Here is a 24686-nt window from a genome sequence, read left to right as displayed (position 1 = left end):
AACTCTTTTTCCTCATTGGCGAATAGGTATAGGGAAAAGCTTTGCTTGATGGGAGCCGTATGAGTCGAGAGGCTCACGTACGGTTCTGAGAGGGGCTGGCGGGGAAGTTCCGCCGGTCTACTCACCCTTCAAAAAGTTTGCAGGCAATGCGGGTTACTCGATCGAAACGTTCCTCTTCCTCTGTATCTAATATTCCTAATTTATATAAGGTCGCTAAACGCTCCGCTTCATTTTCAGGTTTGTCTGGAGGAATCATGCATATCATCCTTGCAAATACATTCAAAATGCTCATAAACATGTGAAATAATATATATCATGATTTTTTTGACAATTGAAAGTAATGATTCCCTCAATTAGAAATCAAAGAGAAAAAAGGCTAGAGTTTCAGAATGGAGTCATAATTTTGAAAAATACATTGAGTCCATACATCTATTTTTTATGTTCCAAGACGAGTAGTTGCCCAAAATTCTTTTTCTTTCAATTCAATATTGTAACTGTCGTGTTCATATTGCTCTACATTTATTCCCTCATAAATCCGTTGTGCTAAATCATTATTATGGTATGGATTTCTTGATGAGGCGGCATAAGATCAGCTAATAAGCCAATATCCGTCTTGTTCGTATCAAAAACAACTATGGCTTCTTTTGGGACGGCTGAATTTAAAGTAATATCAGAATCAGTCAAGCGCATTATAAATACCTCATTAAAAATTTAATTATTCTAATTATCTATAGGGTTAAAATAACTTGATGTACCTTATTGGTTAATATAGGTACAAAAAGGAGGTTGAATTACTATAAGTTCTAAAATAGATCCAATTTGTTATACAAATATGTCTTATTGGGAATTTTAATACGAGGTTCTAAGCCATTCATGAATAGTTGTGCAAGCAAATTTATTGACCAAATGATTTTATCATGCAAAAATAGTCAATATTTTAATCAGATTGCTCTCGATATGAATAAGTTTTTTTATGTATGCTGTCTATTAATAGTTCAAATCCAAGCGTATGCAAGCCCCGAAGAAAATACTCAAGCTTATTTTGATTCCATTAAAAACTCTCCCAGTATGTTAAAAAAATTTCTAACTCATATGCCTAAAGGGGGCGATTTGCATATGCATGAGAGCGGCTCATCATTCCCTGAAAACTTAATTCATTATGCTGAGACCGATAATTTATGTATTGATAATAATAGTTTTTCTGTCTTTATCAATCCTTCATGTAGTACAGAAGATTATTTAGCTACCGCTGTAATTAATAATCAGTTATACAATTCTTTAATTGACGCATGGTCGATGCGCCATTTCGATAAAAATGGAAATGAATCAGGACATGATCATTTTTTTAATTCTTTTGGAAAATTTAGCCCTATTACCAAAATGCATGGAGGAGAAATTTTAGCTGAAATGACGGAGCGTGCCGCTACCCAAAACGAACTCTACCTTGAAATCATGACGACACCTGATGGGAGTGAAGCCAGTCAACTCGGAAAAAAACTGGGATGGGATCCTAATTTAGAAAATCTGCGCAATCAATTATTAAGTGCTAATTTTAACCAAATAGTGACCAATATTTCCCATAATTTGGACAAGGACGAAGCTAAAAAGAACGCATTACAACAATGTGGCACAAATAATGAACAATCAGGGTGTCAAATCACCGTTCGTTATTTGTATCAGGTTCGTAGAGAACAATCCCCAGAGATGGTTTTTGCACAATTACTGGCGGGATTTGAATCTGCTTCACAAGATCCACGTATTGTAGGGATTAATCTGGTTCAGACTGAAGATGGCCCAATATCCATGCGCGATTATCGACTACATATGCAAATGGTGGGATTTTTGCATCAACTCTATCCTAATGTTCATATTACCCTTCATGCAGGTGAGCTTAGTCCTCAATTAGTAGCGCCAGAAGGACTTACATTTCATATTTATGATGCGGTAGAAACAGCTTTTGCAGAACGAATTGGACATGGTGTGGACATTCAATATGAACACAATGCATCCGAATTAATAAATAAAATGGCCCAAAAAGAAGTGCTGGTTGAAGTCAATTTAAGCAGTAACGATTATATCTTAGGCATCAAAGGAGACAGCCATCCTCTCGCTTTGTATTTAAAACATGGGGTGCCGGTCGCTTTATCAACGGATGATGAAGGAATAAGCCTGGAGCCGTTGACGCGTCAATATGAGCGTGCCGTTGAAGAACAAAAACTTTCTTATCTCACTCTAAAACAATTAGTACGAAACAGCCTCTATTATTCTTTTTTACCCGGTGACAATCTTTGGCAAAATTCTCAATACAAGACTATGAACATAGCGTGTAGTGCCATAAAATCAGAAACAGAACAACCAACACCTGCGTGCCAGAATTTTCTAAATATGAACCAAAAAGCTCAACTTCAATGGACATTGGAAAAACAGTTCGCTAAGTTTGAATCACAATATTGATATCTGATTAAATACCGGGAAAGACCTGCCCCTGATAGATAGAAAGGCAATTGATTAAGAGGATGTCAACATAGTAGGTACGCGAATTATCTCTATGCCGAGGCAGCAGCGTGGGCTACATTTCCCTCCTCTTCCTCATCAAATGATACTTTTTCGGAAGGGAAATCATTTTTATTGACTAAGTCGTCACGGATTTTTGCAGCCAATTCTGGAGACAATAATTTCTCATAATTGGTAATGAAATGTTCAGTCTCTAACTTGGTTAGTGAATTTCTGTAATCCGTATCCTCCATAATAAACTCTAATAAATTGGGCTGGCATTCCCCAATGCCTAATATCCAATGAGGTAAGGATTTTGATTTTTGATTCAATAATATATTTTTGCAACGTTCATTTTGTAAAATTGCAAGACCGTCCTTCTCGCTTTCTATAATGCATTGAAGTAAATGACAAAATACAACCTGTTCTGAACCATTCAGAATTTTCTTTGCTCGCCTCATCAGTTGCTCTTTTCTCACGTTTTCAACATTTTTAAAAAAGAGACCAAGATTACGTTCTTCTTTAACGTTTAGGTATGAGCAAATAATTTCTAAAATTTCATTGGGTAATTTAGAAAACATAATTATCACCATGATTCATTTATTGGCATTTTGATCTATAATTCTACATAAGTCAAATTATATATAAAGTGCCTTATGTATTCAAAAGAGAGCAAGCCCACAATCGGAACCCTTTTAAAAGCGAATCGGTTAATCGCAAAAACGGTCAATCGAATTATTGTAGAGCCTGAAATCGTAAGTTTAACAGATTGGGCGAACGAAGCTAAATTATTTATCAGTAAAGAAGGTAATTGTCTTTCTTCAACAACTTTACTTGTTTACCAAAAGTATGTACCTACCTACGCATATGATGGGCGTCGTTATGGCGTCTTAATTAATGCAGAAGAAGCTTATGTATATGATGTGAATTCAACAGATGCTAATACCAATAGGACCGATAAATTAGCAAAACGAGCAGAAAGAAAAAACATTAAATTACAGAGTCCAAACCCAGAAACGATAAAACTAAATCTTAAAACATTAGATGAGTTGGCTAAAGAAACACAAGAAAAACAAAGTGGTTTTGAAATGAATGAAGTTTTACTTGATGCATCAAAAGATTCTTTAGTGGGTTTATTTGTCCGGGCTGTAGAGTACAATCCAAAAACGGATTTAAAAGATTATTATCTTAGTTTATTAGAAATGATGCTTATTCAAAAATACCTCCATCAAAGATTCGATTTACCCTTACTTAAAATTTGTATTTTGTATGAGCGTGAAGGAAAACTTGGAAATTTTCCTAGCCCAGAGGAGTTATTGGCACAGGCCCGAGAGTACGGAATAAACAGTACTAAATACCCAGAATTGTTTAATAGACTTTCCAGCGATTATGTTTTTCCGCGATATAATCCTATAACGCTAAAGGATTTTTTAGCACAATTTGAGCATCAAGAAGTATTAGATACAGTCCAAGATAAGGTGATTAAGAGTTTGTTAGCAAGATATGAACCGTTTGTTCCTCGGGCACTGGATGAACTCACTATTCTTGGCGAATTAGTGGATTCCGTAATAGGGATTAATCCGGAGCTCATCTATGAAGTTATAAATGAATGCAGCTTAACGACTCCAGAGGATATTTCTACAGAGCCGATGGTTCTTCAAGAACAACAAGAGCATCGGTTTTTTTCGAACGCACAATCTACATCACTAAATCCAACGCAAGAAAACGATATAACAACGGTTACTACTCCTGAGGTTAAGTAATAAAGTACCATTGACTATTCTTGAAGGTTTTAATCGATTTTATCGTCGCTACAAATCGATGTCATTTTTGCGTAGGGAATCTATCTTATAAACAAAGTTAGGAGTGAATGTGATGAATAGATTTCCGCCTGCGCGGCAATGACACAATCAACAAGGATGCTATATAAAAAGACCGGTTTATACTCCCCAGAACCTCACTGCTCAAAATTTTAATAAAAGTATTAATACAATTTGATTGAACTCCGTAAAATTAGATTTACAACGCCTCTATATGTGTTATATCTACTAATAATGTGTTTTTATAGGACATCTTATGGGGATGGTCACGAATGCAAGCAAAAAATAATGTTTATAAGAAAAAGAAGCGTAGGATGACGCCAGTTGTCTCCAATTCACCGGTAGAAACAAAAATAGATTTTTCTCAGATATTTGAACAATTCATGCGGACAGATCTTAAGCGAAAGAATCTCGAAAGCCCAACTTCAGAAGTTTATGATCGTGTAAAACAGGAGATATCCGAGGCAGAAAAAGTATTAGGCAAAATAAAATCAACAAAAAGAAAAGCGACATTAAATGAAACGATTACCAAAAAGAGGAAATGGGTAAGCGATGTAGATGATGCCGAAGGTAAAAATTTCTTAGCGTTCTGGTCTGCTATGTTTCATGGTTATCTCTTTGATGTAGTAGTTAATCAGCAAGAGCATGTTAAAAGGCAGGGATTGATTGTTACAAAGGGAAGTGAAGAGTTTGCCAAACTATTGGGAACAATTATCCTGCAAGACATTACAATTGAAGGGAAAACCTATTCTGTTTCGGAGTTAAAAGAATACAAAAGCATTCTTAATCGGGTTTATGAGTCAATTAATACACTCGTTATCGAAGATAAAAAAGAAATTACTTTAGAACGAATTAAAAAGGTCCTTGTTGATAATGATTTAACAATTGAGCATAAATGCATAGGTCATGCCATCTATACGCAAATCTATAAAGAAAAAAATCAATTGGTCATTACACATTGCAATCGTGGCAATGGCCAAAGATCGAATTATAATTTAGTTTATCGCATTAATATCGCGGGCTTGGACTTAGATAAGTTAAGAACGGTTATTGAAACAATTACTGGATTAGAAGTCGTTGACGGTAATGAAAAGAACTATAAGGAATTTTATGACCGGTATGATAAGGCGCTAAAAGACTTTGGTTTTAGTTTTAGCTGGGGCAAACATGTAAAATCCCAAAAAATAGGTAATTGTGTTCTGGCAAATCTAAAAGGTCTGTTAAAAGAACGTCTTCCGGAGGAGGTCTATAAATGGTGTAACATGGAAATGAGAGACCTAAGTGCTCTCCAGCATTTGATAAATCCTATGCTGCAATCAGGCAAAAATCTAAAAAATAAAAAGTTCAATATCGATACGGATGATGATTTTTTTCACCTAAGGCAATTAATCAATTTTATTTTTGATAAAACGGTGGAAGGCCTCGTCAACAGTTATTCTAGTAATACCAGAAAATCTGAAATCTTAAAGAAAGCACTCAAGGCACTCGGGAATTATGAGGCAGTAATAAATGAGAATAAAAATTTGAGTAGGGCGAGTAGGGTTGCTATCAAAGATTATATTCATTCAAAAACAGATCTATATAAAAAAATATTAATTAACAATCAGATGCAAAAACCCGAACTATTCTATCAGGTGCTGTGGAATGAAGCGCGAAAAACCATTACCTTATCCTCCGAAGAACAGGGTAACAATGAATTTTTTAGACATTTAATAAGAAAAGCGGCAAGCAACCCCAATTTTTTTAGTGATGTTTATGATGATTTTTACAAAAGAGCAAACAGTAGCGCGTTGTTTAAGTTAGTAGTTACTCAATCTGTAGATATAATAACCAATGATTTGATTTTAAATGATCCTGAAAACATAGCATGTTATCGAGGATCGCTGCGCAGAATACTTTTAAAAGAATGCGAAAAGGTTCCTTGTGATCAAGAACTCATTGAATTATTAAGCAATACTGAGTGGACCAATATCGATCCAACTTTATTTGTATCGGCCTTTGCCGCAATGAAGCATCGTAAAAACGATGACAACAAGTATGCCACACTTAAATTGTTGTTAGATTCCACTTTGAGAAATGGTGAATTTTTAGATTTATTCGTTCGAAAGAAGAAGGCACCCGTTTCTTTCTTCAAACCGAAGAAACAATCCCAAGGAAACGCCGAGCTTTCTACTTTTTTTACAGAGGCAGCAGAATTCATTATTGAAAATATAGAATTGCCTTTGACTCAAGCAAAACTACAGCTACAAACAAGTCAAATTGTTCACAGTACGGTTGGACGCACTGCTGATAAAGATAAAGTAAATAGATTTTTAGAACTATTTTGCTATAAACAATTACTCGATACTAAAAAAATCAATAAAAAAAATATAAGTAATTGGAATAATCTCCATGTCCTTGCCTATCAATGCAAACAAATCAACTATTGTCTACCCGATGCAGAGACTGTAGCAGAAGATGTACTGGATAGTTATCGCAAATTAAAAAATTTACCTCCTAGGCGCGCACCGAAACTCGATGAAAAAGATCCTGATGAGAGTCAGTATGTCTGTAATGTAGTCTAGGGATTCCAATGATTTAGTGATGTTCGAGCTTTAAGGAAACCCCACTCTGAAAAAACACAGCCAGGTTTGCTTGAATCAGCTCGAATGTTTCACTATGCTGTAAAATACTACCGAATCAAAAAAATGACTATGACTCCATCGATTACCTTTATTATTATTTATTCTTTAATGCCTGCTGCATTAATGTTTATTGGCGGGGGAATTGCCAGTATTTATCAGCCGGGTAATCAAATCACCAGTGCTACTCAACATTTTGCTGCTGGGGTTGTTTTTGCTGCAGTAGCAAAAGAACTTCTGCCCAAAATTGGAGCGTATCACGATCCTCTGGCGCTTATTGTTGGTTTTTCATTAGGCGTATTGGGAATGCTGTTCTTAAAATGGTTGACCAGTAGATTAGAAGATCTGGAACAACAAAAAAACGGTATCTCATGGGGCTTATTGACTGCAGTTGGAATTGATTTATGGGTAGATGGTATTTTGATTGGTGTCTCTTTTTTAGCGGGAGAAAAAGGAGGCATTCTTATAGCGATAGCCCTTTCCATTGAAATTTTCTTCTTAGGATTATCAACCACGTCTACTTTAGGAGTAAGGCAAGTAAGTGCACCGATCCGTTTGTTAGCAAGTTTTATTTTAGCACTGTTGATTCCCATTGGTGCGGCTCTTGGAGCAAGCTTGTTAATCCACTTACCTCCAACCGTTACCAATGTAATTTTATCTTTTGGTGTTGCCGCGTTACTTTATCTCGTTACCGAAGAACTTTTAATTGAAGCTCATGAGGTTCAGGAAACTCCATTGATTACTTTATGCTTTTTCGTTGGATTTTTGTTAATTTTATTGTTGGAAGGCATAGCATCTTAGTAAGACTAATCCCCATGCATCGTGAATTTAGGGGAGAAATGATCCAACTAACTTACTTCTTGATGTATTAATAATACACAACGTGGTACTATCTATTGGTCAAAAATTATCAACTTTCATGGAGAGAGTGTGTATTATGTTTTCACGTTTTATATCAGAGTGGTCACCATTTCGTACGTTATTCCCAGAAACCCGTTCTGAACCTAATAAGGAAGAAAAATCGAACTTCCAATATGAGCTAAATAATGAGGAAAAGCGACAACTAAGGCGTTCAGAGAGTAAACCAAAAGTTGTTGCGCTCTATGAGGAGCATGATGGGGCCGCGAATGCTGACTTAGCAATTCAGCATTTTGAAGATGAGGGATTAGGTGTTGTCAGAGTTTCTTCAAATGAGGGATTAGATCATCCGGCTTTTACCGACGAGTCTATTGACGGTATTTATTTACCGGGTGGTTCCGATATTCCTGTTGATGATGATAATGATCCTCGGAAGAAATTTGAAGGTCAACTGGCAAAACTCGCACGCACTAAGGATATCCCTCTTTTTGGAGTATGCCGGGGTGAACAAGCGCTTGGGCATCATAATAGTTTGGATGTAGAGGATTTGCCAGAGTACGAACAACATTATGCTGGTGCGGATAACTCGAGTAATCCTGAGTCAAATAATACAGTTGTTGTTGAACAAGGAAGTCAATTGTTTGCTGCATTGCAAAATGAATTTAAAGAGGATAGTAGTAATGGATCTATTGAGTATCCTGTCAAATGTCTTCATCACCAACACATACGTGATGATTCAAGATATAGTGGTCTTCAGGTAACAGGGCGCAATAAATTTGATAATACTATCGAGAGCATTGAAATAAGAACAGGAAAGTATTATTCATTGGGTGTACAACATCATCCAGAAGTTCTTATCAGTGCAAGTGAAAATACAAGAAAAGAAAAAATAAGCCAGGTAGAAAAAGAAGCCCATGAAGCTCGATTCAGATCGAATTTTTTTGATTCCGACACTGTTTTCGATGTAGAGCGCACCTATGCTCAAAAACTACGTGAAGCTCAGATAAAAACAAAAGAGGAACGAGCCGCCAGAGCGGAGATGAGTTTTTTTACTAAACAAGTTAAAAAACATTTTCTTGAACAGCCGAAACAAGAAGTAAAACAATCGAGTATTGGAGATTCTGGTGTCCATCATACTCTGTGGATTTAATTTCAAAACTTCAGAGCTCTTACAGGCCAAGGATGGCAAAGAGCGACTCGCCCTAAACAAATCCCTCTAAAGTAAAGCTGCACGTCACAATACTTAGGTATGTCTAAATTTCTTCTATTCTGTGTGAATCAAGGGTCGCTCTGATGTTTATGAGCCTTGAGAAAAAAACGTAGATTCGAAATTGATTAAATATTTAATAAAAATGAATGCACTAATAATAATTGCTTAATAATTTAAGAGTACAATTTGTACATTAGATGGCCATGTTTTATTCGTTGGTCTAAAATTATTATTGAGGTACGTTGTTATGTTTCAAAAATTTAATGAATATTTATCTAACCTTGGCTCACAAAAAGAAACGAGCGAAGATAGGCCAAAATTTGAATATACTTTAAACCGAGATGCAAAAAAACAATTAAAGCAATCTGAAGAAAGGCCCAAAATTGTTGTGCTTTATGATCTGTCGGGCGGAACGGCCTATTGTGATCGTACGGTTGTGTATTTAGAAAACAAAGGTTTCGATGTTGTTCTGGTTACACCCGAAGAGGGATTAGATCATCCTGTTTTTAAGGGTAGGTTTAATGGTATCTACCTACCCGGTGGACCTAATGTTCCGGTACATGATCCCAGTGATCGACGTAGAAAGCTTGAGCACGATCTTACGAGAATAGCTGAGAGTCGGGATCTTCCTCTTTTAGGGATATGCCGCGGAGAACAAACAGTTGGGGATTATCATGGGTGTAGGGTAACCGACATTCCCGAAGATGAGCATCAACATGAACTTCATTATGAGCATATCGATGAGGTGTATAAAGAAACTCAAGACCCTACCTATAATAGTAAAGTAGTCGTGGGACATGGTAGCCAATTGTATTGGGCACTACAGACAAAATTAAACTACAGAGGTACCGAAGATATAGAATATTATGTCACGTGCCTGCATCATCAGCATGTAGAAGAGGATCAAGCTAATATCAGTTTTCAAGTAACTGGACGTGGAAAATTTGATAGATTGGTGGAAAGTTTTGAAAAAAAGACAGGGAAATATTATACCGTGGGTTACCAACATCATCCTGAGGCGGTCATCAGTTCGTGTGAGGAAATAAGAGAAGAGCGAGTGAGTCATGTAAGAACAAAATCCTTGCGGGCACAACTTGATGTGAATCATTTTTCGGATCCCGATATTGCCTATCAAGTGGAACTTAAATTTGATAAAAAATTGAGAGCAGCTCTTGAAAAAACACCAGATGAACGAGCAGCACGAGCTGAGATGGGCTTTTTTTCAAAACAAGTCAAGAATCACTATCTTGATGAAGCGCCAAAACAAGAAGCACAAGCCACGGACATTGATTATAACGCTTATTTCTGTTCATAACATAACTCCTGACCAAGGATGGTTATTGGGGTTTTTAAAATAGCCTCTCTCCATTAAAGCGCATTCGATTTTTTCCCCATTTTATTTGATAGAAAACGAATAATTTTTTCTAAAATACCTATAAGTGCACAAAAAATACCTGTTCTCATGATACCCTCCCGGCGATTTAACAAAGATCAAGGATTAAAAAATAATGAAAGAATTAGTTCCTTATTTGACTGAGGCGATGTTGCTTTTAGAAGAGGCCTATGAACAAGGGCGGGTAGTCTATTTCAATGATTTGGTAGCTGATAATCCACGTTCTGCTGTACAGAAGGTGTGGGGGAATATAATTAAAGAGGGTAAAGAAAATCTTAGCTTAGCAAAAGTAGAATATGGATTTACAGATTCAAAATATTTTGAAGAGATACACGATTTAAAGTTAATGGGGGACAGTTATCCCGAATATGGACGCTTTATAGGAAGACCTAAAGTATCATATCAATTAAAAGCTGGCATGAAGCCTTCAGAAGCGCTTCAGGATCTTTTTATCAATTCTAAAATGATTTTTGATTGTCAGGTAGCAATAACAACATCGTACTACTATGCCGTACTTCAATTCCTAAAATTACATTTGGGTGAGGAACTCGGGACACAGCGTTTCGATAAGTTATTTGGCGAGGGTGGACGGTGTATGGTCCTTTCTAAATTTTCTGCGCATTTAGGTGGAACGCCTGGGGCAAGTGTTGGTGGAAATTTACTCGCGCCATTTAACCCTTTAATTTTCTTCATAAATTCAGAAACGAGTTCATCTCAAAACGGTAACAGCGGTCATTCTTATTATTTTATGGGTCATCCTAGTTATCTTACAAAGCATTTTAATGGTAGTGACCAGGGATACAATGTCATCGCAGTGGAAGAAAAACCCAAACGAAAATCTTTAGGCTTTGGGGTAGGCAAAATACCACTTACCGATCAGGAACTATGTGAACATATTGCAACGAGCCATAATAAACCGCGACAAAAATGGGTTAATGAACCTTGGGCAAAAAAACTACCCTATGATCGTTCTGGTTTAGAAAAAAAATATGTGAACAAAATCAAAGCCGAGGATGTTACTTTGCCCGATGCTCCAAATTGGACAGTGAATGTAGAGAATTTAAATTACATGGTGGAACATGCTGAAGATAAGCTCGATTTTCAATTGTTTTTGGATGAATACGATCGTTATATAGCTGCTGAAAAAAAAGCGGTAGCTCATGCGCGGTTGAAATATCTTATTTTAACAAAACAAGCTCCTCTTGTTAATCCAGAGTATCTTAGCAAAATACCCGCTACAGGTTTTTTTAAAAAGTCTTTAACCTCTAATGAGAAAATTTTTAGAGAAGTGATGTCACAACAGAATGTTAATAAAAGAGAAGACCATTTAAATGAGCTAATGGATTCCATAGAAGCAACAGCTATGTCCCCTAATAACTGTTCATGAAATAATAATTCCCGCATGGATGCAAAATTGTTTGTTATATGGGTGCAAAATATCCAGTTGTAAGCAGCTTTCTTATTTTAAAATGAACAAATTATAATTACTCTCATATACGATTTAAAATGCAGAATCTGTACCGTTTTTTGAGCACTTTTGGGAACATTGTGTCTCGGATAAACATTCAGGTCTCACAAGCTGGTATTACGTGAGCTATAACTTTTTACGTGGTAACAACAAATTCTCGTCTTCAGAGGGGGTGTATTCTTTCTTTGGATAATCTTTTTTTTCAGAGAAAAAATTATTTTTTTGTGTATCCATTTCTCTTTTGTTCACCCTGGATTGGCATAGTGCTTTTAGTGCGGACAGCTCGGGATCATCCGAACTTAAAATCATCTGATGTAAGCGCTCAGGGGAGCGCGCATCGAAACAGGCTTCTTTATTCTCATCTACCACTGCGTTCCAGATCGACTTAAATTTATCACTATCCCCAAACTTATTATATATTTTAATTACAGGAAGGCTTAAAAAAGAAGTATTTTTTTGTTGCCATGCAATCAATAACCATTGAATTGCATGTGTGAACTCCCCGTGTTCAGTACCCGCCCCAGGATCTTTTAAAATTATGCCTTTTGAATAAATCAAGGCAAATGAATTTGGCTCAAGAACAGATAATGCTTTGCCAAAATCGGGTGCAAAACCGATTTTTGCTAATTCTAGTTCGAGAACGCTCCGTAGTACCTTTTTATGTTTAAGATAATCTCCGCTTTGCTCCTCACTAATAGCTACCCCCCGTTTTTTTGCTTCTTCTTTAACGAGAGTATTTAAAATCTTTAATTGTTCTAAAACGGCATCATTATTTTGTAAGAACAGAGAAATTTTGGCGCAATCTTGAAAAAAATCTTCATATTCTTTAGGTAAATCTTGAACAGGTTTTTTTCTTCCATAAAAAATTTGTTTAAGAATTTGAAGTTGTTCATTAATCAAAATTTGTTCTAAATGTGGGCCACTAGTAGACATAGTACTCTCGCAAAAAAATATTTTGCGCAATAATTGTCATTATAGTGCATTTTAATCTCGACTTGGGGCGAATAGGAAAAATCAAAAATCCGGGTTGCTTTGCCTTGATGAGAACGATGCGTGTCTCGCTTATAACAGACGTTTCTTTAATATTTTATTAAGATTAATCTGGCATACTGCGGCCTCAATACGAAACCATTTTGGATTATTAATGGACACAACAAGTCTTCTTGCTCTTATTAATGAAGCGAAGCAACCGCATGAAATTTTAACAAAACTTCACGAAGCAAAATTTGCCATTACTGATGTTACTGATGATGGCGATTCAATACTGCATGTATTAGCTAAATCGAAACATGCAAAAAATAGTGATTTTTCTGATTATCTCAAGGTGTTGATGACAGCCGGAGCAAATGCAAATGCTGTTGATAAGCAAGGTAATGGGTTCCTAGGTTACTTTTTAGAGCAAGTGCGAAAAGAGGGAAGGACTTACTATGAACATCGGACCTTCGATCTTTTGCTTAGTAATAAGGACTTTGATATCCATCAAAGATCGATAAGTGGCCAGACTTTTTTTGAGTACCTATATAGTTCCACAAACTCTCAATCAGTTGATTCCTTAGAAACTTTAATAGCCCATGATAAATTTGATCCGAATCAGAGCACATCAGAACATAACAGCATCCTGCTTCATATGCTGGTTCAGAATGTATACAGATATAGAGAACAAGTAGAGCGTGTGATAAAGCACCCAAAGACAAATCCCAACATCAAAAATGTTAATGGGAAAACTGCTTTGGCACTAATGTTAGAGAGTATACAAACTAAGAAATCGGACTCAGTTACTGAGTTAGTTAACCATGAATTGTTTGATGTTAATACAGTAGATAAGGATGGGAATAATTATCTGCAACTGGCGATTATTTCTCAAAAATACCAAGCTGAAGAGATTGCAGTTCTGCTTATTAAAAAAGGTATCGATATTACACATAGAAATAACGAGGGTAAGTCCGTATTTGATTTGATTGCCGAAAATAAAGCAGGTAGATTTGAAATAACCCAAGAAAACCTATTGCTAACACTTTTAAAGAGTCACCCCGCATCACTTTTTGATAAATACTCAGATGGCAAAACCATTTTGGGTACGCTATTAACTATGGAAGGTTATTGCATCAGACCCCAATTTGTTACCCTTATTGAACTATGTAAAAAGCAGGATAATTCAGCTGAACCTCTTAAAAATATATTAGCAGAGACCTTTACTAATTTTCATCAAAATGGAGTTTCTGAAGAGACAATACTTAGTTTAACCGAAGCTTTTGTTACAACCGGTTTTAGCCTCGATGTCGAATATTACCTTGCTCTTGTGGCTATGTTTAATCCGCAGTATAAAAGGGAAAAAATAAACGGTCTTTTAAAAACACTTAAGCCTGATGTGGATTTCAATATTGTCCTTCGCCATATAAATAATTTAACTCAAGAAAGTAGTGATGAGCGTTCCAAAGCATTAAATTATATCAGGGAATTTGGTTTTTCTTTCAACCACATCAATGACTTCAATGATGCCTCCCTCGCTTTAGAGGAGCTTTTTCTGCGAACTAGAATGGTGTCTCCCCTCACGAATGACACTGAAATGTTCGGCCATTTATTTGCATTAAGCGGATCAATCCCTATCGAGAGTCGTCTTGTTAAACTTACAGGGAGCAACTCCTTTCACACCGCTCCATTTATAGTGCATTTGATGAATGCTTACGTAGCTCATTGTGAACAAAATAATAAATACACAGAACATCAGGATGCTATACGGCAAGTTAGAAACATGACCGTAAAAGCAATGCGCTATTATTTTATGGCAAATCACTCGAGTATGTTCCCCTCGGTTGACTATTTGGCATCGATGATAGAAGACAGTAAAAAGTCAGGGGTAGAGCTATTCACTGGCTGGCCTGGGCATGGCATAGATCTTATTATCAAACAAAATGAGTTGTATCGTAATAATGGTGGTGGATGCAGTACAGACACGACAACAGAACATTATAAAATAACTAAATCTGAGAATCTAACAAAAGAAGTATTCGCTACTCTTTATGAAGATAGTTATGAATCAAATAAAACATACATTCAACATGATTTGCATGACACTCTTGGACTGGTCTATAACGGTAGAATTGATGGGGAGTTTCAAACCGTTGGCAATTGTGATCTCCACAATAAGCTAATTGCTTTAAAAATAAAATATCGCTTATTTTTACCTGAAAGTATCGCTGATGCGCTTTTTACCGATACGATTCAATTTTTTGAACAATTCTTTCTGAAAGAATATCTTTCTCTTTATGCTAATAATCCAACGTTGCCGCATTTATTAATGCGGTTAATTACCCAAAAGTTACTCCCTGAAGGTCAATTGGATTTAACAAGGAGGTTATTAACCGATCATTTCGGCTCAGAAGTAAATCAGGAGATTTTACAGACAGAACTCATGCTGAAACGCTGGTTACTAAAAACCAAAGGCAAATCTACAGAAGAGTTTGATAAACAAGTACTGTCTCTGGCAATAAAGTGTTCTCCTGAAATGAGTACTCGTCTGCAGGTTTTAGACCACTTTCTTAATGATGTAGTTACCTCTGAAGATTTAGAGGAATTAAAATCTTGGTCTTTAGCGGAGCAACAGTTTCAAGGTTATCATTTATTGCATTTTGCCGTGATGAATAATAATTTTGCTCTTGCTTCCACTCTAATCCAGATGTTTCCCAATGCAGTAGATCGAACCAACTGGTACAACCAAGAGCCATTATGCTTGGTACACTCTGTGGAGATGGTTGATCTATTAGTAAAGTCTGGGGCAGATACAACAAGAACAAAAAATGACAATGCATTAGATTGTGCCATTAAAGCGAATAGAGTTGATTTAGTAAACGCTTTACTAACCCATGGGGCCAAACCGAGCGAATATAGTGCGTATTATGCTGCTTCTAAAGATCCAAAAATTTTAAACTCTTTAATGGAGTTTCATCCAGAAGCGATGAAAAAAACGACGCATAGCTATAGAACTCCTGTTCATGCTGCAGCTCAAGGAGGTCATAATGAGAATCTTCGTAGCTTGGTGTATTATGGGGATGTTAATCCGACAGTAAAAGATGTGAATGGTATAACGCCACTGCAATTAGCTCTTGAAAATGAATGTGCTGATACAGTAAGGTTATTGCTTCAATACCCAGGGACATTATTCAAACGCCCTTATCGAGGTGATTCTGTAGTGAAGAAGGCTAAAGATGCCGAAATGCAACAACTTCTTAGACATGAGAAGCACGAAAGAAAGGCGGATCGTCAATATTTTAAGGCATTCAAAAATAGCAATCCTGGTATTGTAAAGGAAGACATAGATTATTTGATTTTAGCTCTTCGTACCAACAATGTACCTGCTATCCGCGGATTTTTACTTACCTATCCTGATGTCAAAGTAGTCAAAACCAGCAAGCACTATTTTACCACTCCGTTGACAGAAGCCATACAAAAACTGGCTGGGAAAAAAGGAAAAGAATATGACGAAGCGTTCAATGTTGTCAAAATGCTTCTAAAAACCCCGGGAATTGATATTAATGCCTGTACTGCAACATCTGAGCCCTTACTATTTTGGGCTACATCGATTGGTGATGTTGCGGTCCTTGAACTATTCCTTGCGGATCCTAAACTTAATCCCAATCAACAGGATAATATAGGATATACAGCGCTACATGATGCGGTGGAGCGCGGTCATTTGAGCTGTGTAAAACGGTTACTCCAAGATAATCGTGTTGACAGTACTATTGTTAATAAGCGAGGACAAACCGCGGTGGAACTTGTCAGTTTTAGAAGCGGCACAGCGGAGTGCATAGAGGAAGTTCTTAAGAACTTATCTGAAAAATCAAGGGTCTATACTCCATAGAAATGAGGGAGTTATTAGATTTTTGATTAACTCCTCTTTGTTATTTTTGTAAACGAATTCCATTCTCTTCAATAGCAATCAAGCCTCGTTTATAAAGTTGCCCCAACGCGCTTTTAAAATTTTTTTTGCTCTCTGCAAACATTTGCTGAATTTCTGCAGGAGGACTTTTGTCATGTAACGCTAAAAAACCATCGGATTGTTCGAGCTTAGATATAATGCGTTGCGCTAATTCATTAATACTACTTTGTCCTATTTGTCTTAAAGTGACATCAATTTTCCCATCTTCACGTACTTTTTTGATGTACCCTTGAATTTTTTTTCCATATGGTAAGGTTTGAAAAATATCCGCTGTATGAATTAATCCCCAGTGACTGTTGTTGATAATTACTTTTCGTCCTAAGGGTGTACTATCCGCAATAAGTAGACGAACCTCCTCCCCTGACTTATAGTTCGCTGCGGTTTTATCCAAAAAATAATCGATTTTTGAGCTTGCAATAATGCGTCCTTGATTGTCTTGTTTTAAGTAGACCAGATAAGATTTTCCTTTTTCCATAGGGCGGTGTTGTTCGGGTTTGGGCACTAATAAATCTTTATCTAAACCCCAATCAAGAAAAGCTCCTACAGGATTCACATCGATCACTTTTAAAAAAGCACAGCTACCGAGTTTGGCAAGAGGGCGCACTGTGGTCGCAATAATTTTGTCCTCTGAATCAAAATAGACAAAAACATCCAGTACATCACCAACTAAAGCGCCTTTAGGTACCGATTTATTGGGTAATAAAATTTCCCCCCATTCTCCACCTTGAAGGTATACCCCAAAAGGAGCCTCCCGTACCATTTTCAATCGATTAAATTGTCCAACTTTTATCATGACCAAGCTCGTTTTTCGAATATTAGGCAAGCTTAACACAGAATGTGTTTATTATTGATTCGCTTGCGCGGGAATTACATAAATTTAGTCAATAGGAGCAAGCGTAGCCCGTAAGGAGCGATGTGGATTAGAGGATTTCTCAATTAATGCCAAACCCTTATCCCTTACATTATCAAACAAAACTTGTTATTTTCCGGCGCAACTCGTTCCAGCGCCTCGCTTAAGCTGCTCATCGCCGTTTCATAATGAATGCCGTGCATTGACAATTTACTTGCTACGCTACTGAGCCTGCTGAGCAACGTTTTATTTTCTTCAAGAAATGTGTGAATTTTTGTTGGCAGCTCTTTTGAGTGTTGTAATTCCTCATCGGATAAAGAGGATAGCAATCGGGCAACTTCAATTGCATAGGCAACTGCACGCAGACGATAGCCTGCCTGTAGTTGGGCTTCAATGCTTTGGGTATAAAACGAGGTCGCTGATATTGTGGAATCGCCATAACGTCTTCGATACATTGTCGTACTTAATAATCCCATTTCTATGAGACATAGCATGCGTTCTTGGGTGCGATTGCAATTTTTATAGAAACATTCTGCTGTTTCAAGGTGTGTTTGTATTTCTCTGAAATGCGTAGTTGGAAGAGTTCCTTTTCTGAACTCTGCTGATTTTTTAAGGCCTTGATATAACTCGCTCGCAGCATCGGTCAATAATTTATCCTGGCGAATATCCCATGAGTGAACCAGATCATCATTATTACGGAGTTTAATAACCGTAGGAATAAACTCTGATCCGTTTGAATCAGCAGGTATTTGCAAATTTTCTGTCAGCTGACCAAATAAGGTTACATGCGATTGAAATGAGTCCCATCTATCTATTTCTATACAGGATTTTGTATATTTTTCCTGAAGATGAGCAACCAATTGACGGACGGCAACGTGCAGTGATTCAAGTGCCTCAGTTTCTTTCGCTTTGGTGGGCATTACAATGAATCGATGATTTTTTGAAAACTCGGGTGCATTAAGTAAAATTCTTTGCGGTAGGGGATTTTTTTCAAAAATTTCACTCAGTCCGATGATCAACTCGTTCTTAAGCGCTAAGTTTTCCAGATCTGCCGATAAAATTCCCAATGAAATATGAAGATTGTTCTCTTGATAACCTGCCATTGCAGCAACTTGCTTACCAAGCTCTTGAGGAGTGCTTTCATTTACATGTGAAGGGACTGAAACCTCAAGTAATAATCGAGTCAAGACCATGGGTGTTTTTGTTGATGGAACATCAGGCAATTTTTTGGAGTATTCCGGATTAATTTTTTTCACAACATAATCAAATAATTCATTTACATTCGTATCATTTTTAGCACTTGCCTTGCCAAAATAACTGATATTTTTTTTATGTTGCGTCGACAATCTGCTGGCGAACTCATTAACCTCATTTTCAGTAATTAGTTCTGCTTCTTCCAAATCAGATTTGGTACTTAGAATAACAATGGGCGTATCGTTATTAACATAACGAACCAAATTAGGGATCCAGTATGCATCAATGTCCTTCAATGACTGAGGATTTGTCGGATCAAAAGCAATCACATAAGCATGCGCACCACGATAGTCATAATTGGCACTTATTGGGGCAAAACGGTCCTGTCTTTTGGCCGTATCATATAATGTAAATTTAATTTTGTTTTTGACGGGCGAAACATAAAAATTTTTACCAATATTTGCTATATAACTTTCGGATTCGTTATAACTTCCGTCAACATATCGTTTAATAAATTGGGTTTTTCCTGTTGACTCATTTCCCAAAAATACTATCTTATATAATTTATCGTAGTCTTGCTCAATTTTGTCGAACATCTTATTTCCCTTGGTTTGGAAGCGCTTTTATTATACGGAAAATAAAATTTGCGGCCAACTTTGTTGTGGCCTAATACTCATTATAATCAGTTAAAGAGGTAGCAAGTCGGGTCATTTTGACCCAACATAAAAATCCACGCAAAAAATATGTAATTTCAAAGCATTTAAACACATGTTGCAAATTGATTGATAAAAGAAAATAATCAGATCCCAATGTTCAACGTGTCGATAATTATGAAACCAGCGAGAATTATAACCCCATTAATACAAGTGGCTATTTTGAGTTTATTGATAATTAAAGGAGCTATCTCTGGAGATGTTCATGTAATTGGCTCAATAAAACATTCAATACAACCGACTGTAGAATCTGCTTCCAATGAAAGTGGCCTAAAAAATAGAAAGGTCATTCAATTGCTTAAAATTGAGTTGTCTGATGATGCTAAAAAACTGTTGGCAAGACGCTTCCAAGAGATTGCCACCGCTCATTCTCAGGCTTCGCATTCATTGCTAGAGACGGAAACTCCTAAAATGGTTCAATTAGCGATGAATCAGGTTCCTGTACTGGACCAAGGTCCACATGGAACATGCATCACATTTGCAATAACTGGTGCGCTAGATGCCATGATCGGCCAAGGAGATTACATTAGTCAACTTTGTCATTTACAGCTAGGCAATTACTTAGAACAACATGGATATGCTCTGAGTGGTTGGGATGGTAATTATCCTATTTCAGTAATAAATCAGATTGAACAGTATGGGATAGTAAACAAAGAAAAACAAACAACTATAGGTTGTGGCGGTTTGACTGAGTATCCCATTTACTCGAATAAGAAACCTGAGACTTTTATCGATCCCCAAGAATACAACACCATGAATGAGTTAGTCTTTGGTAAAATAGTGAACTGGTCCAATATATATTGGAGAATTAATTCTACCTGGACATTAAATGAAGTGAAAAAAGCACTTCGCTCAGGCGACAGATCGGTTTTTTCGATTATGTTACCGCGTCTTGATATCGGGACCGTTGGGGCTGTTGGGAATTATAAAAGCAAGAACGATACTTGGTTAATCACGACAGATGTATTAATTGGTATGCCAAACATACAAGCGGCGCATGGAATGATCATTACAGGATACGATGATAATGCGGTTGCTGTGGATAATTATGGTCAAAAACACAAAGGATTATTAACCTTACGTAACTCCTGGGGGACTAGGCTTGGCAATAAAGGTGAGTTTTATATGACCTACGATTATTTCAGATTACTAACATATGATGTACGACGTTTTTCGCCAAATTAAGAACCCGACCTAAGACACCATGTCATCCTGAGGAATTTTAGGGCGAAGGATCTCCTGAGTGATCATACCCATGTTCTGGAGAGCCCTCACTGCGTTCGGGATGATAAATGGTGGTTCGGGAGGGAAAAGCTCCACCCAAAAGTAGTGAGCCTAAGGATAATTTTTCATCTACGGCGGGACCAAAATAATAATCTGTTTAAACAAAACTATTTTTTAATATTGGCCTATAATTCTAATGACTTGACTCAATTTAGGAGATAGGGAAATGAAAAAGTTGTCAATCCTTTTAGGAATTACACTAATGAGTTCATGTGCTTTTGCAATGGAGCAATCCAATATGGGGCAAATGTCCATGAATGAAAATCAATGTCCTAAAGATAAAAAACAAACAGCAGCCCTTGAAAAAGAATTCCTAACAATGATGGTTACTCATCACCAACAAGGAATGCAAATAATGGAGTTGGCTATAAAAAAATCGCAAAATCCCCAAATAGTCGCTATTTCAAAGAAAATGCTCGAGCGACAAAACAGTGAAGTTGTTAAAATGAAAGCACTACTCAGTAAATTACCTGCTACCTCTGATGCAAATTATCCTATTCCTGGAATGAAACCAATGGAGATGAAGTCTCTTTCGGGACTTTCAGGTAAAGAATTCGATAATACGTATATAACTGAAATGAGTGATCATTTTAAAGGAGGCATGCAAATGACGGCTTACTTATTGAAATGCAGCCATAATCCTAAGATGAAACAAATTCTGAAATCCATTCATGACAAGCAAACTGATATTCAGAAGTTAGAACAAATGCATATTAATTAATTAATACCTAATCCTATCGGCCATTCTCGCTTGTGAGAATGGCTGTAACAAATTCTATCTGTATTAATTCAATCTTTGACAATCGATTTATATTTTTAATAAAATGCAAACATAACATAATTTGAGCAATTTGTTTAATATGAGCGGCAAAGGTTTACCTTATTGGCGACAAGCTTGGAATGATGCAGGGTTTCTGGAAGATTATCAGAAGGCTGATTATTTGTTAAAACGCTATGCCCGACAATCATTTAATACGTACGGGAAGGAGATAGCTGATTTTTATTTTGGTCCATCAAGAAGTATTTTCGTTCCAAGTATTAATTCTAAAAGTTGCCGTTTAACTCCTAATAGAAAAAGTATGGATAGTGTTATCAAAGATTTGCAAGGAATCCTTGATGACCGTTCAATTTATAGAAATGGTGATTTGCATAATATACTTCAAGTCTTTGAAGAAAACACGCATCAGAAATACACCGACTCTTTCAGTATTGTTGAAAAACCTTCCTTGTTTTCGAATTTTGTATTTCTTGAATGGTTCTTTTCCTTTTTGCAGAAATGTTTTGGGAATGATCCAGTTGAAGAAAAAGAAAAGGGTTGTTCCTTATAAACGAAAGCGTGCCTACCTTGCGGTAGGCAATCAAAGTTAAGACAAATTACGTTTTGCAAATACGCTCATAGCAGCGGTCAAAAACTCGACCAAATCAGGATGATAGCGATTAAAGAAATCACGAAAATCAGGATGATCCAGATAAGTTTGTCCAAGCCCTAAATAAGTTTCCTTAGTTGGCGTCCAACAGTTTTTCACCCAATCATAATGCTGTTGAATAAGGTCCTGTACCGCTGTTGATTCTATGTTAAGACCTTGCTCCAGTGCATTAGTAAGGGCACGATTTAACTGCTCACCAGAAGCTTTAAATGCCTCCCAATCGGTTTTTTTCCAATGAGGAACTTTGTTCCAGCTGTCATCAATTTGTTGTTCTGAAAGTACCCCCGCTTCAACTAGATATTGTTCATGTTCTTGTTGCTTGATGGGATCAAAACCTTCAAACATTTCTTCGATATTCATTTTATATTGTCCTCTTAAATGGGAAATGGTTTTATCAATCGTCTGTATGAGTGTTTGTGTTCGCTCAACATTCGATTGCAATGAGGATTTTTGTTGCTGTAACGATTTTATTTTATCGAAATCATTACAGCTCAAAATTTCCTTTATGGTATTAAGAGGAAACTCAAGTTCACGAAAAAACAGAATTTGCTGCAATAACAGTAGCTGCTCTTCCTGATAATAACGATATTGATTATCACCATAAAATGCAGGCTTTAATAAACCAATTTCATCATAAAAGCGCAAAGTCCGGGTGCTTATACCAGAAAGCTTCGCTAATTGTTTAATGGTGTACTTCATAGTGTATTCCTCTTAAGCCACAAGAGACACAATAAGGGTTAACGTTGCGGCAAGGTCAAGCATTATAATCTACTATAAATTCATTAATTGTTAAGCACCTCCCACCTGGTTGCAACCCCGCCTCCGAAGACCATTTTCTGTTCAAGAAGTGTTAAATCAAATGATTATGGACCATGTTTTATTTTATTGTTCATTAATTACTTTGTCTGATATATTTGCGGGTTTAGTGTTCAAATGTAAATCTTTTGTCCATTGATTTCTAACTTATTCATTTTTAACGCTCCTAAAACTTGTTTTTAGAGGTTAACAACGAATTAAAATCCAAATAAATAAGAGGAACTTACATGAAACTGTTGTCTGTCATTGGTATAAACCTTCAAATAACGAAATGGATAGTAAGTGAATCCAAATCTCCATTAGATGAGAAAGATAATCTGTGTGTTTATGAGTGCACTACGCCTGAAGAGGCGAAACAAATGATCGAAAGTATTAAGTCAGCCTTTAGGACTGATTATTTAATGGATTTGGATGTAGAGGAGCAAGAACCTTTATCATTGGATTATTATTTAGAAACACATGGCAATTACGTGATTGCTTCAATGAAGTTTTTAGAACGATATTTTGATGGGAAAGTTGAGGAAGTGCATGAGAGAAGTGAAAATAAATCGTTCTACATATATGAGTTAAAGATGGGGGAGGATGATAACTCACGTAGTCGATTGGTTATAGTAAATAAAAATAAAGACTCATTAACAATTAAACGTGTTCCAACTGAACCAATGGAGGAAGCAGAGTTAATTGATTTTTCAGAGGAGTATCTAGGCGCTACTTCATATAATAAAAAAAGCAAGGTATGTGCTCAAATAAAAGAAGCATATAATTTTAATGGGCTTTTTTTACCTGGGGATAATTTTAGTGTGCTTTGGTTGCCTGCCAAACCTTATCAAGGGCACGCTATGTTTACTGCCTATGGATGTTCGAGTCATAAAATTGCTAAAAAGCTGGAAACAAAAATTAGTGAAGATGAAAAAAAGAAACAAAATGCAACTCCGCTGGTAATTGATAGTGAACATATTACTTTGGCATGTGAGGGACCTATTTTACTGGCTTCAGGGAGTTATTTAGAACAAATTTATGGTAAGCCAATTCATGTTTCTCTAGTCAATGATTTGGTAAAGCTAGGCCTTGCCGACAAACAGTCTACACAACGAGCCATTACTGTAGATAAAATTTATGGCAAGTGGGATGAAAAAATCAAATTAAGAAAACAGACTAGTCTGCTTCAGCAAAACAGAAGCACTCAAACGTTCTTCACGCCCCAATTTATTCGAACCGCAGCTCATCGAAATCCTGTATCTGCATTTCCCTTCAATAGTGCAAACACTATAGTTCCAATACCTCAACTTCCTAATCCTTATACGGAAAAGACCATTGTATCTAAGCCTGCTCCTCTACCTCTTCCTGTTATGTCCGTAAGTCAAAATTCTCTAGGAGCTCAGGATGAAACAAAATTGGTTGCGCCACGAGCTCAATCAATGTTCCACATTTCTGATTTAGAGGAGCCAATAAAAACGTTTTCAGAAGAAGAGTTTTTAAGCTTCTTCAATTAGGAGCAAAAGTGTAGCCAGGTTGTAGGTATCCAGGATTGTAGGATCCCTCATCCCGAACGCAATGAGGGATCTCCAGAAAATAAATATGTATACAAATCAGGAGATCCTTC

Annotated in this window: 19 protein-coding genes; 12 read left to right on the top strand and 7 right to left on the bottom strand. The window is 36.6% G+C overall.

Features of this window, described 5'->3' with window-relative positions; all coding sequences use genetic code 11:
* Positions 1-121: 121 nt before the first annotated feature.
* Entirely contained in the window at positions 122-256 is a 135-nt protein-coding gene (locus tag ACWTEW_RS33605; protein ID WP_454782326.1) for a hypothetical protein, read from the bottom strand.
* Positions 257-543: 287 nt separating this feature from the next.
* The gene (locus ACWTEW_RS33600; RefSeq protein WP_454782325.1) at positions 544-690 is read right to left on the bottom strand and encodes a hypothetical protein; all 147 of its coding nucleotides are present in this window, start codon (positions 688-690) and stop codon (positions 544-546) included.
* 183 nt (positions 691-873) lie between these two features.
* On the opposite strand from ACWTEW_RS33600, the gene ACWTEW_RS33595 reads away from it, so the two are divergent.
* Entirely contained in the window at positions 874-2454 is a 1581-nt protein-coding gene (locus ACWTEW_RS33595; protein ID WP_454782324.1) for an adenosine deaminase family protein, read from the top strand.
* 92 nt (positions 2455-2546) lie between these two features.
* On the opposite strand, the gene ACWTEW_RS33590 is transcribed toward ACWTEW_RS33595, so the two are convergent.
* Positions 2547-3074 (bottom strand): hypothetical protein, encoded by a 528-nt coding sequence (locus tag ACWTEW_RS33590; RefSeq protein WP_454782323.1) that lies wholly within the window; start codon positions 3072-3074, stop codon positions 2547-2549.
* 75 nt (positions 3075-3149) lie between these two features.
* Between ACWTEW_RS33590 and ACWTEW_RS33585 the strand changes: the two genes are divergently transcribed.
* The 6 genes from ACWTEW_RS33585 to ACWTEW_RS33560 all read left to right on the top strand — a co-directional run bounded on the left by ACWTEW_RS33585 (position 3150) and on the right by ACWTEW_RS33560 (position 11782).
* The gene (locus ACWTEW_RS33585) at positions 3150-4256 is read left to right on the top strand and encodes a hypothetical protein (RefSeq protein ID WP_454782322.1); all 1107 of its coding nucleotides are present in this window, start codon (positions 3150-3152) and stop codon (positions 4254-4256) included.
* A gap of 329 nt (positions 4257-4585) precedes the next feature.
* A complete protein-coding gene (locus ACWTEW_RS33580; protein WP_454782321.1) occupies positions 4586-6877 on the top strand; it encodes a hypothetical protein in 2292 nt (763 codons plus the stop codon).
* Positions 6878-7006: 129 nt separating this feature from the next.
* Positions 7007-7735 carry a ZIP family metal transporter gene (locus ACWTEW_RS33575; RefSeq protein ID WP_454782329.1) on the top strand — a complete coding sequence of 243 codons (729 nt, stop codon included), beginning with the start codon at positions 7007-7009 and terminating at the stop codon, positions 7733-7735.
* A 136-nt stretch (positions 7736-7871) separates the two neighbouring features.
* On the top strand, positions 7872-8942 hold the full coding sequence (locus tag ACWTEW_RS33570) for a gamma-glutamyl-gamma-aminobutyrate hydrolase family protein (RefSeq protein ID WP_454782320.1): 1071 nt from the start codon (positions 7872-7874) through the stop codon (positions 8940-8942).
* 307 nt (positions 8943-9249) lie between these two features.
* Entirely contained in the window at positions 9250-10317 is a 1068-nt protein-coding gene (locus tag ACWTEW_RS33565) for a gamma-glutamyl-gamma-aminobutyrate hydrolase family protein (RefSeq protein ID WP_454782319.1), read from the top strand.
* A 193-nt stretch (positions 10318-10510) separates the two neighbouring features.
* Complete coding sequence (locus ACWTEW_RS33560) at positions 10511-11782, top strand: hypothetical protein (protein ID WP_454782318.1); 1272 nt, start codon at positions 10511-10513, stop codon at positions 11780-11782.
* A 207-nt stretch (positions 11783-11989) separates the two neighbouring features.
* On the opposite strand, the gene ACWTEW_RS33555 is transcribed toward ACWTEW_RS33560, so the two are convergent.
* Complete coding sequence (locus tag ACWTEW_RS33555; protein WP_454782317.1) at positions 11990-12796, bottom strand: LirA/MavJ family T4SS effector; 807 nt, start codon at positions 12794-12796, stop codon at positions 11990-11992.
* 211 nt (positions 12797-13007) lie between these two features.
* Here ACWTEW_RS33555 and ACWTEW_RS33550 point away from each other — a divergent pair, with 211 nt between their 5' ends.
* The gene (locus tag ACWTEW_RS33550) at positions 13008-16721 is read left to right on the top strand and encodes an ankyrin repeat domain-containing protein (protein WP_454782316.1); all 3714 of its coding nucleotides are present in this window, start codon (positions 13008-13010) and stop codon (positions 16719-16721) included.
* A 40-nt stretch (positions 16722-16761) separates the two neighbouring features.
* Here the strand turns inward: ACWTEW_RS33550 and ACWTEW_RS33545 are convergent, their stop codons facing one another.
* Both ACWTEW_RS33545 and ACWTEW_RS33540 read right to left on the bottom strand, forming a co-directional pair.
* Positions 16762-17592, bottom strand: coding sequence for a CvfB family protein (locus tag ACWTEW_RS33545; protein ID WP_454782315.1), 831 nt, complete (start codon positions 17590-17592; stop codon positions 16762-16764).
* 164 nt (positions 17593-17756) lie between these two features.
* Positions 17757-19439, bottom strand: coding sequence for a Rab family GTPase (locus tag ACWTEW_RS33540; protein ID WP_454782314.1), 1683 nt, complete (start codon positions 19437-19439; stop codon positions 17757-17759).
* Between the two features lie 234 nt (positions 19440-19673).
* Here ACWTEW_RS33540 and ACWTEW_RS33535 point away from each other — a divergent pair, with 234 nt between their 5' ends.
* From ACWTEW_RS33535 to ACWTEW_RS33525, 3 genes are all read left to right on the top strand, one after another.
* Positions 19674-20741 carry a C1 family peptidase gene (locus ACWTEW_RS33535; RefSeq protein WP_454782313.1) on the top strand — a complete coding sequence of 356 codons (1068 nt, stop codon included), beginning with the start codon at positions 19674-19676 and terminating at the stop codon, positions 20739-20741.
* A gap of 265 nt (positions 20742-21006) precedes the next feature.
* Complete coding sequence (locus ACWTEW_RS33530; protein ID WP_454782312.1) at positions 21007-21561, top strand: DUF305 domain-containing protein; 555 nt, start codon at positions 21007-21009, stop codon at positions 21559-21561.
* 139 nt (positions 21562-21700) lie between these two features.
* The gene (locus tag ACWTEW_RS33525; RefSeq protein ID WP_454782311.1) at positions 21701-22168 is read left to right on the top strand and encodes a hypothetical protein; all 468 of its coding nucleotides are present in this window, start codon (positions 21701-21703) and stop codon (positions 22166-22168) included.
* A 36-nt stretch (positions 22169-22204) separates the two neighbouring features.
* On the opposite strand, the gene ACWTEW_RS33520 is transcribed toward ACWTEW_RS33525, so the two are convergent.
* Positions 22205-22966, bottom strand: coding sequence for a MerR family transcriptional regulator (locus tag ACWTEW_RS33520; protein WP_454782310.1), 762 nt, complete (start codon positions 22964-22966; stop codon positions 22205-22207).
* Positions 22967-23310: 344 nt separating this feature from the next.
* On the opposite strand from ACWTEW_RS33520, the gene ACWTEW_RS33515 reads away from it, so the two are divergent.
* Positions 23311-24576: a hypothetical protein gene (locus tag ACWTEW_RS33515; protein ID WP_454782309.1), complete on the top strand. Its 1266-nt coding sequence runs from the start codon at positions 23311-23313 to the stop codon at positions 24574-24576.
* Positions 24577-24686: the final 110 nt, after the last annotated feature.

The sequence above is a fragment of the Legionella stuttgartensis genome, assembly GCF_977063405.2.
Note: the sequence above shows the minus strand (reverse complement) of the source record. Positions and strands in the feature narration are given on the sequence as shown.

Excerpts from the sequence above, each read along its gene's own strand:
- ACWTEW_RS33605 (WP_454782326.1), bottom strand. The coding sequence starts at position 256 with ATGATTCCTCCAGACAAACCTGAAAATGAAGCGGAGCGTTTAGCGACC.
- ACWTEW_RS33600 (WP_454782325.1), bottom strand. The coding sequence starts at position 690 with ATGCGCTTGACTGATTCTGATATTACTTTAAATTCAGCCGTCCCAAAA.
- ACWTEW_RS33595 (WP_454782324.1), top strand. The coding sequence starts at position 874 with ATGAATAGTTGTGCAAGCAAATTTATTGACCAAATGATTTTATCATGC.
- ACWTEW_RS33590 (WP_454782323.1), bottom strand. The coding sequence starts at position 3,074 with ATGTTTTCTAAATTACCCAATGAAATTTTAGAAATTATTTGCTCATAC.
- ACWTEW_RS33585 (WP_454782322.1), top strand. The coding sequence starts at position 3,150 with ATGTATTCAAAAGAGAGCAAGCCCACAATCGGAACCCTTTTAAAAGCG.
- ACWTEW_RS33580 (WP_454782321.1), top strand. The coding sequence starts at position 4,586 with ATGCAAGCAAAAAATAATGTTTATAAGAAAAAGAAGCGTAGGATGACG.
- ACWTEW_RS33575 (WP_454782329.1), top strand. The coding sequence starts at position 7,007 with ATGACTCCATCGATTACCTTTATTATTATTTATTCTTTAATGCCTGCT.
- ACWTEW_RS33570 (WP_454782320.1), top strand. The coding sequence starts at position 7,872 with ATGTTTTCACGTTTTATATCAGAGTGGTCACCATTTCGTACGTTATTC.
- ACWTEW_RS33565 (WP_454782319.1), top strand. The coding sequence starts at position 9,250 with ATGTTTCAAAAATTTAATGAATATTTATCTAACCTTGGCTCACAAAAA.
- ACWTEW_RS33560 (WP_454782318.1), top strand. The coding sequence starts at position 10,511 with ATGAAAGAATTAGTTCCTTATTTGACTGAGGCGATGTTGCTTTTAGAA.
- ACWTEW_RS33555 (WP_454782317.1), bottom strand. The coding sequence starts at position 12,796 with ATGTCTACTAGTGGCCCACATTTAGAACAAATTTTGATTAATGAACAA.
- ACWTEW_RS33550 (WP_454782316.1), top strand. The coding sequence starts at position 13,008 with ATGGACACAACAAGTCTTCTTGCTCTTATTAATGAAGCGAAGCAACCG.
- ACWTEW_RS33545 (WP_454782315.1), bottom strand. The coding sequence starts at position 17,592 with ATGATAAAAGTTGGACAATTTAATCGATTGAAAATGGTACGGGAGGCT.
- ACWTEW_RS33540 (WP_454782314.1), bottom strand. The coding sequence starts at position 19,439 with ATGTTCGACAAAATTGAGCAAGACTACGATAAATTATATAAGATAGTA.
- ACWTEW_RS33535 (WP_454782313.1), top strand. The coding sequence starts at position 19,674 with ATGAAACCAGCGAGAATTATAACCCCATTAATACAAGTGGCTATTTTG.
- ACWTEW_RS33530 (WP_454782312.1), top strand. The coding sequence starts at position 21,007 with ATGAAAAAGTTGTCAATCCTTTTAGGAATTACACTAATGAGTTCATGT.
- ACWTEW_RS33525 (WP_454782311.1), top strand. The coding sequence starts at position 21,701 with ATGAGCGGCAAAGGTTTACCTTATTGGCGACAAGCTTGGAATGATGCA.
- ACWTEW_RS33520 (WP_454782310.1), bottom strand. The coding sequence starts at position 22,966 with ATGAAGTACACCATTAAACAATTAGCGAAGCTTTCTGGTATAAGCACC.
- ACWTEW_RS33515 (WP_454782309.1), top strand. The coding sequence starts at position 23,311 with ATGAAACTGTTGTCTGTCATTGGTATAAACCTTCAAATAACGAAATGG.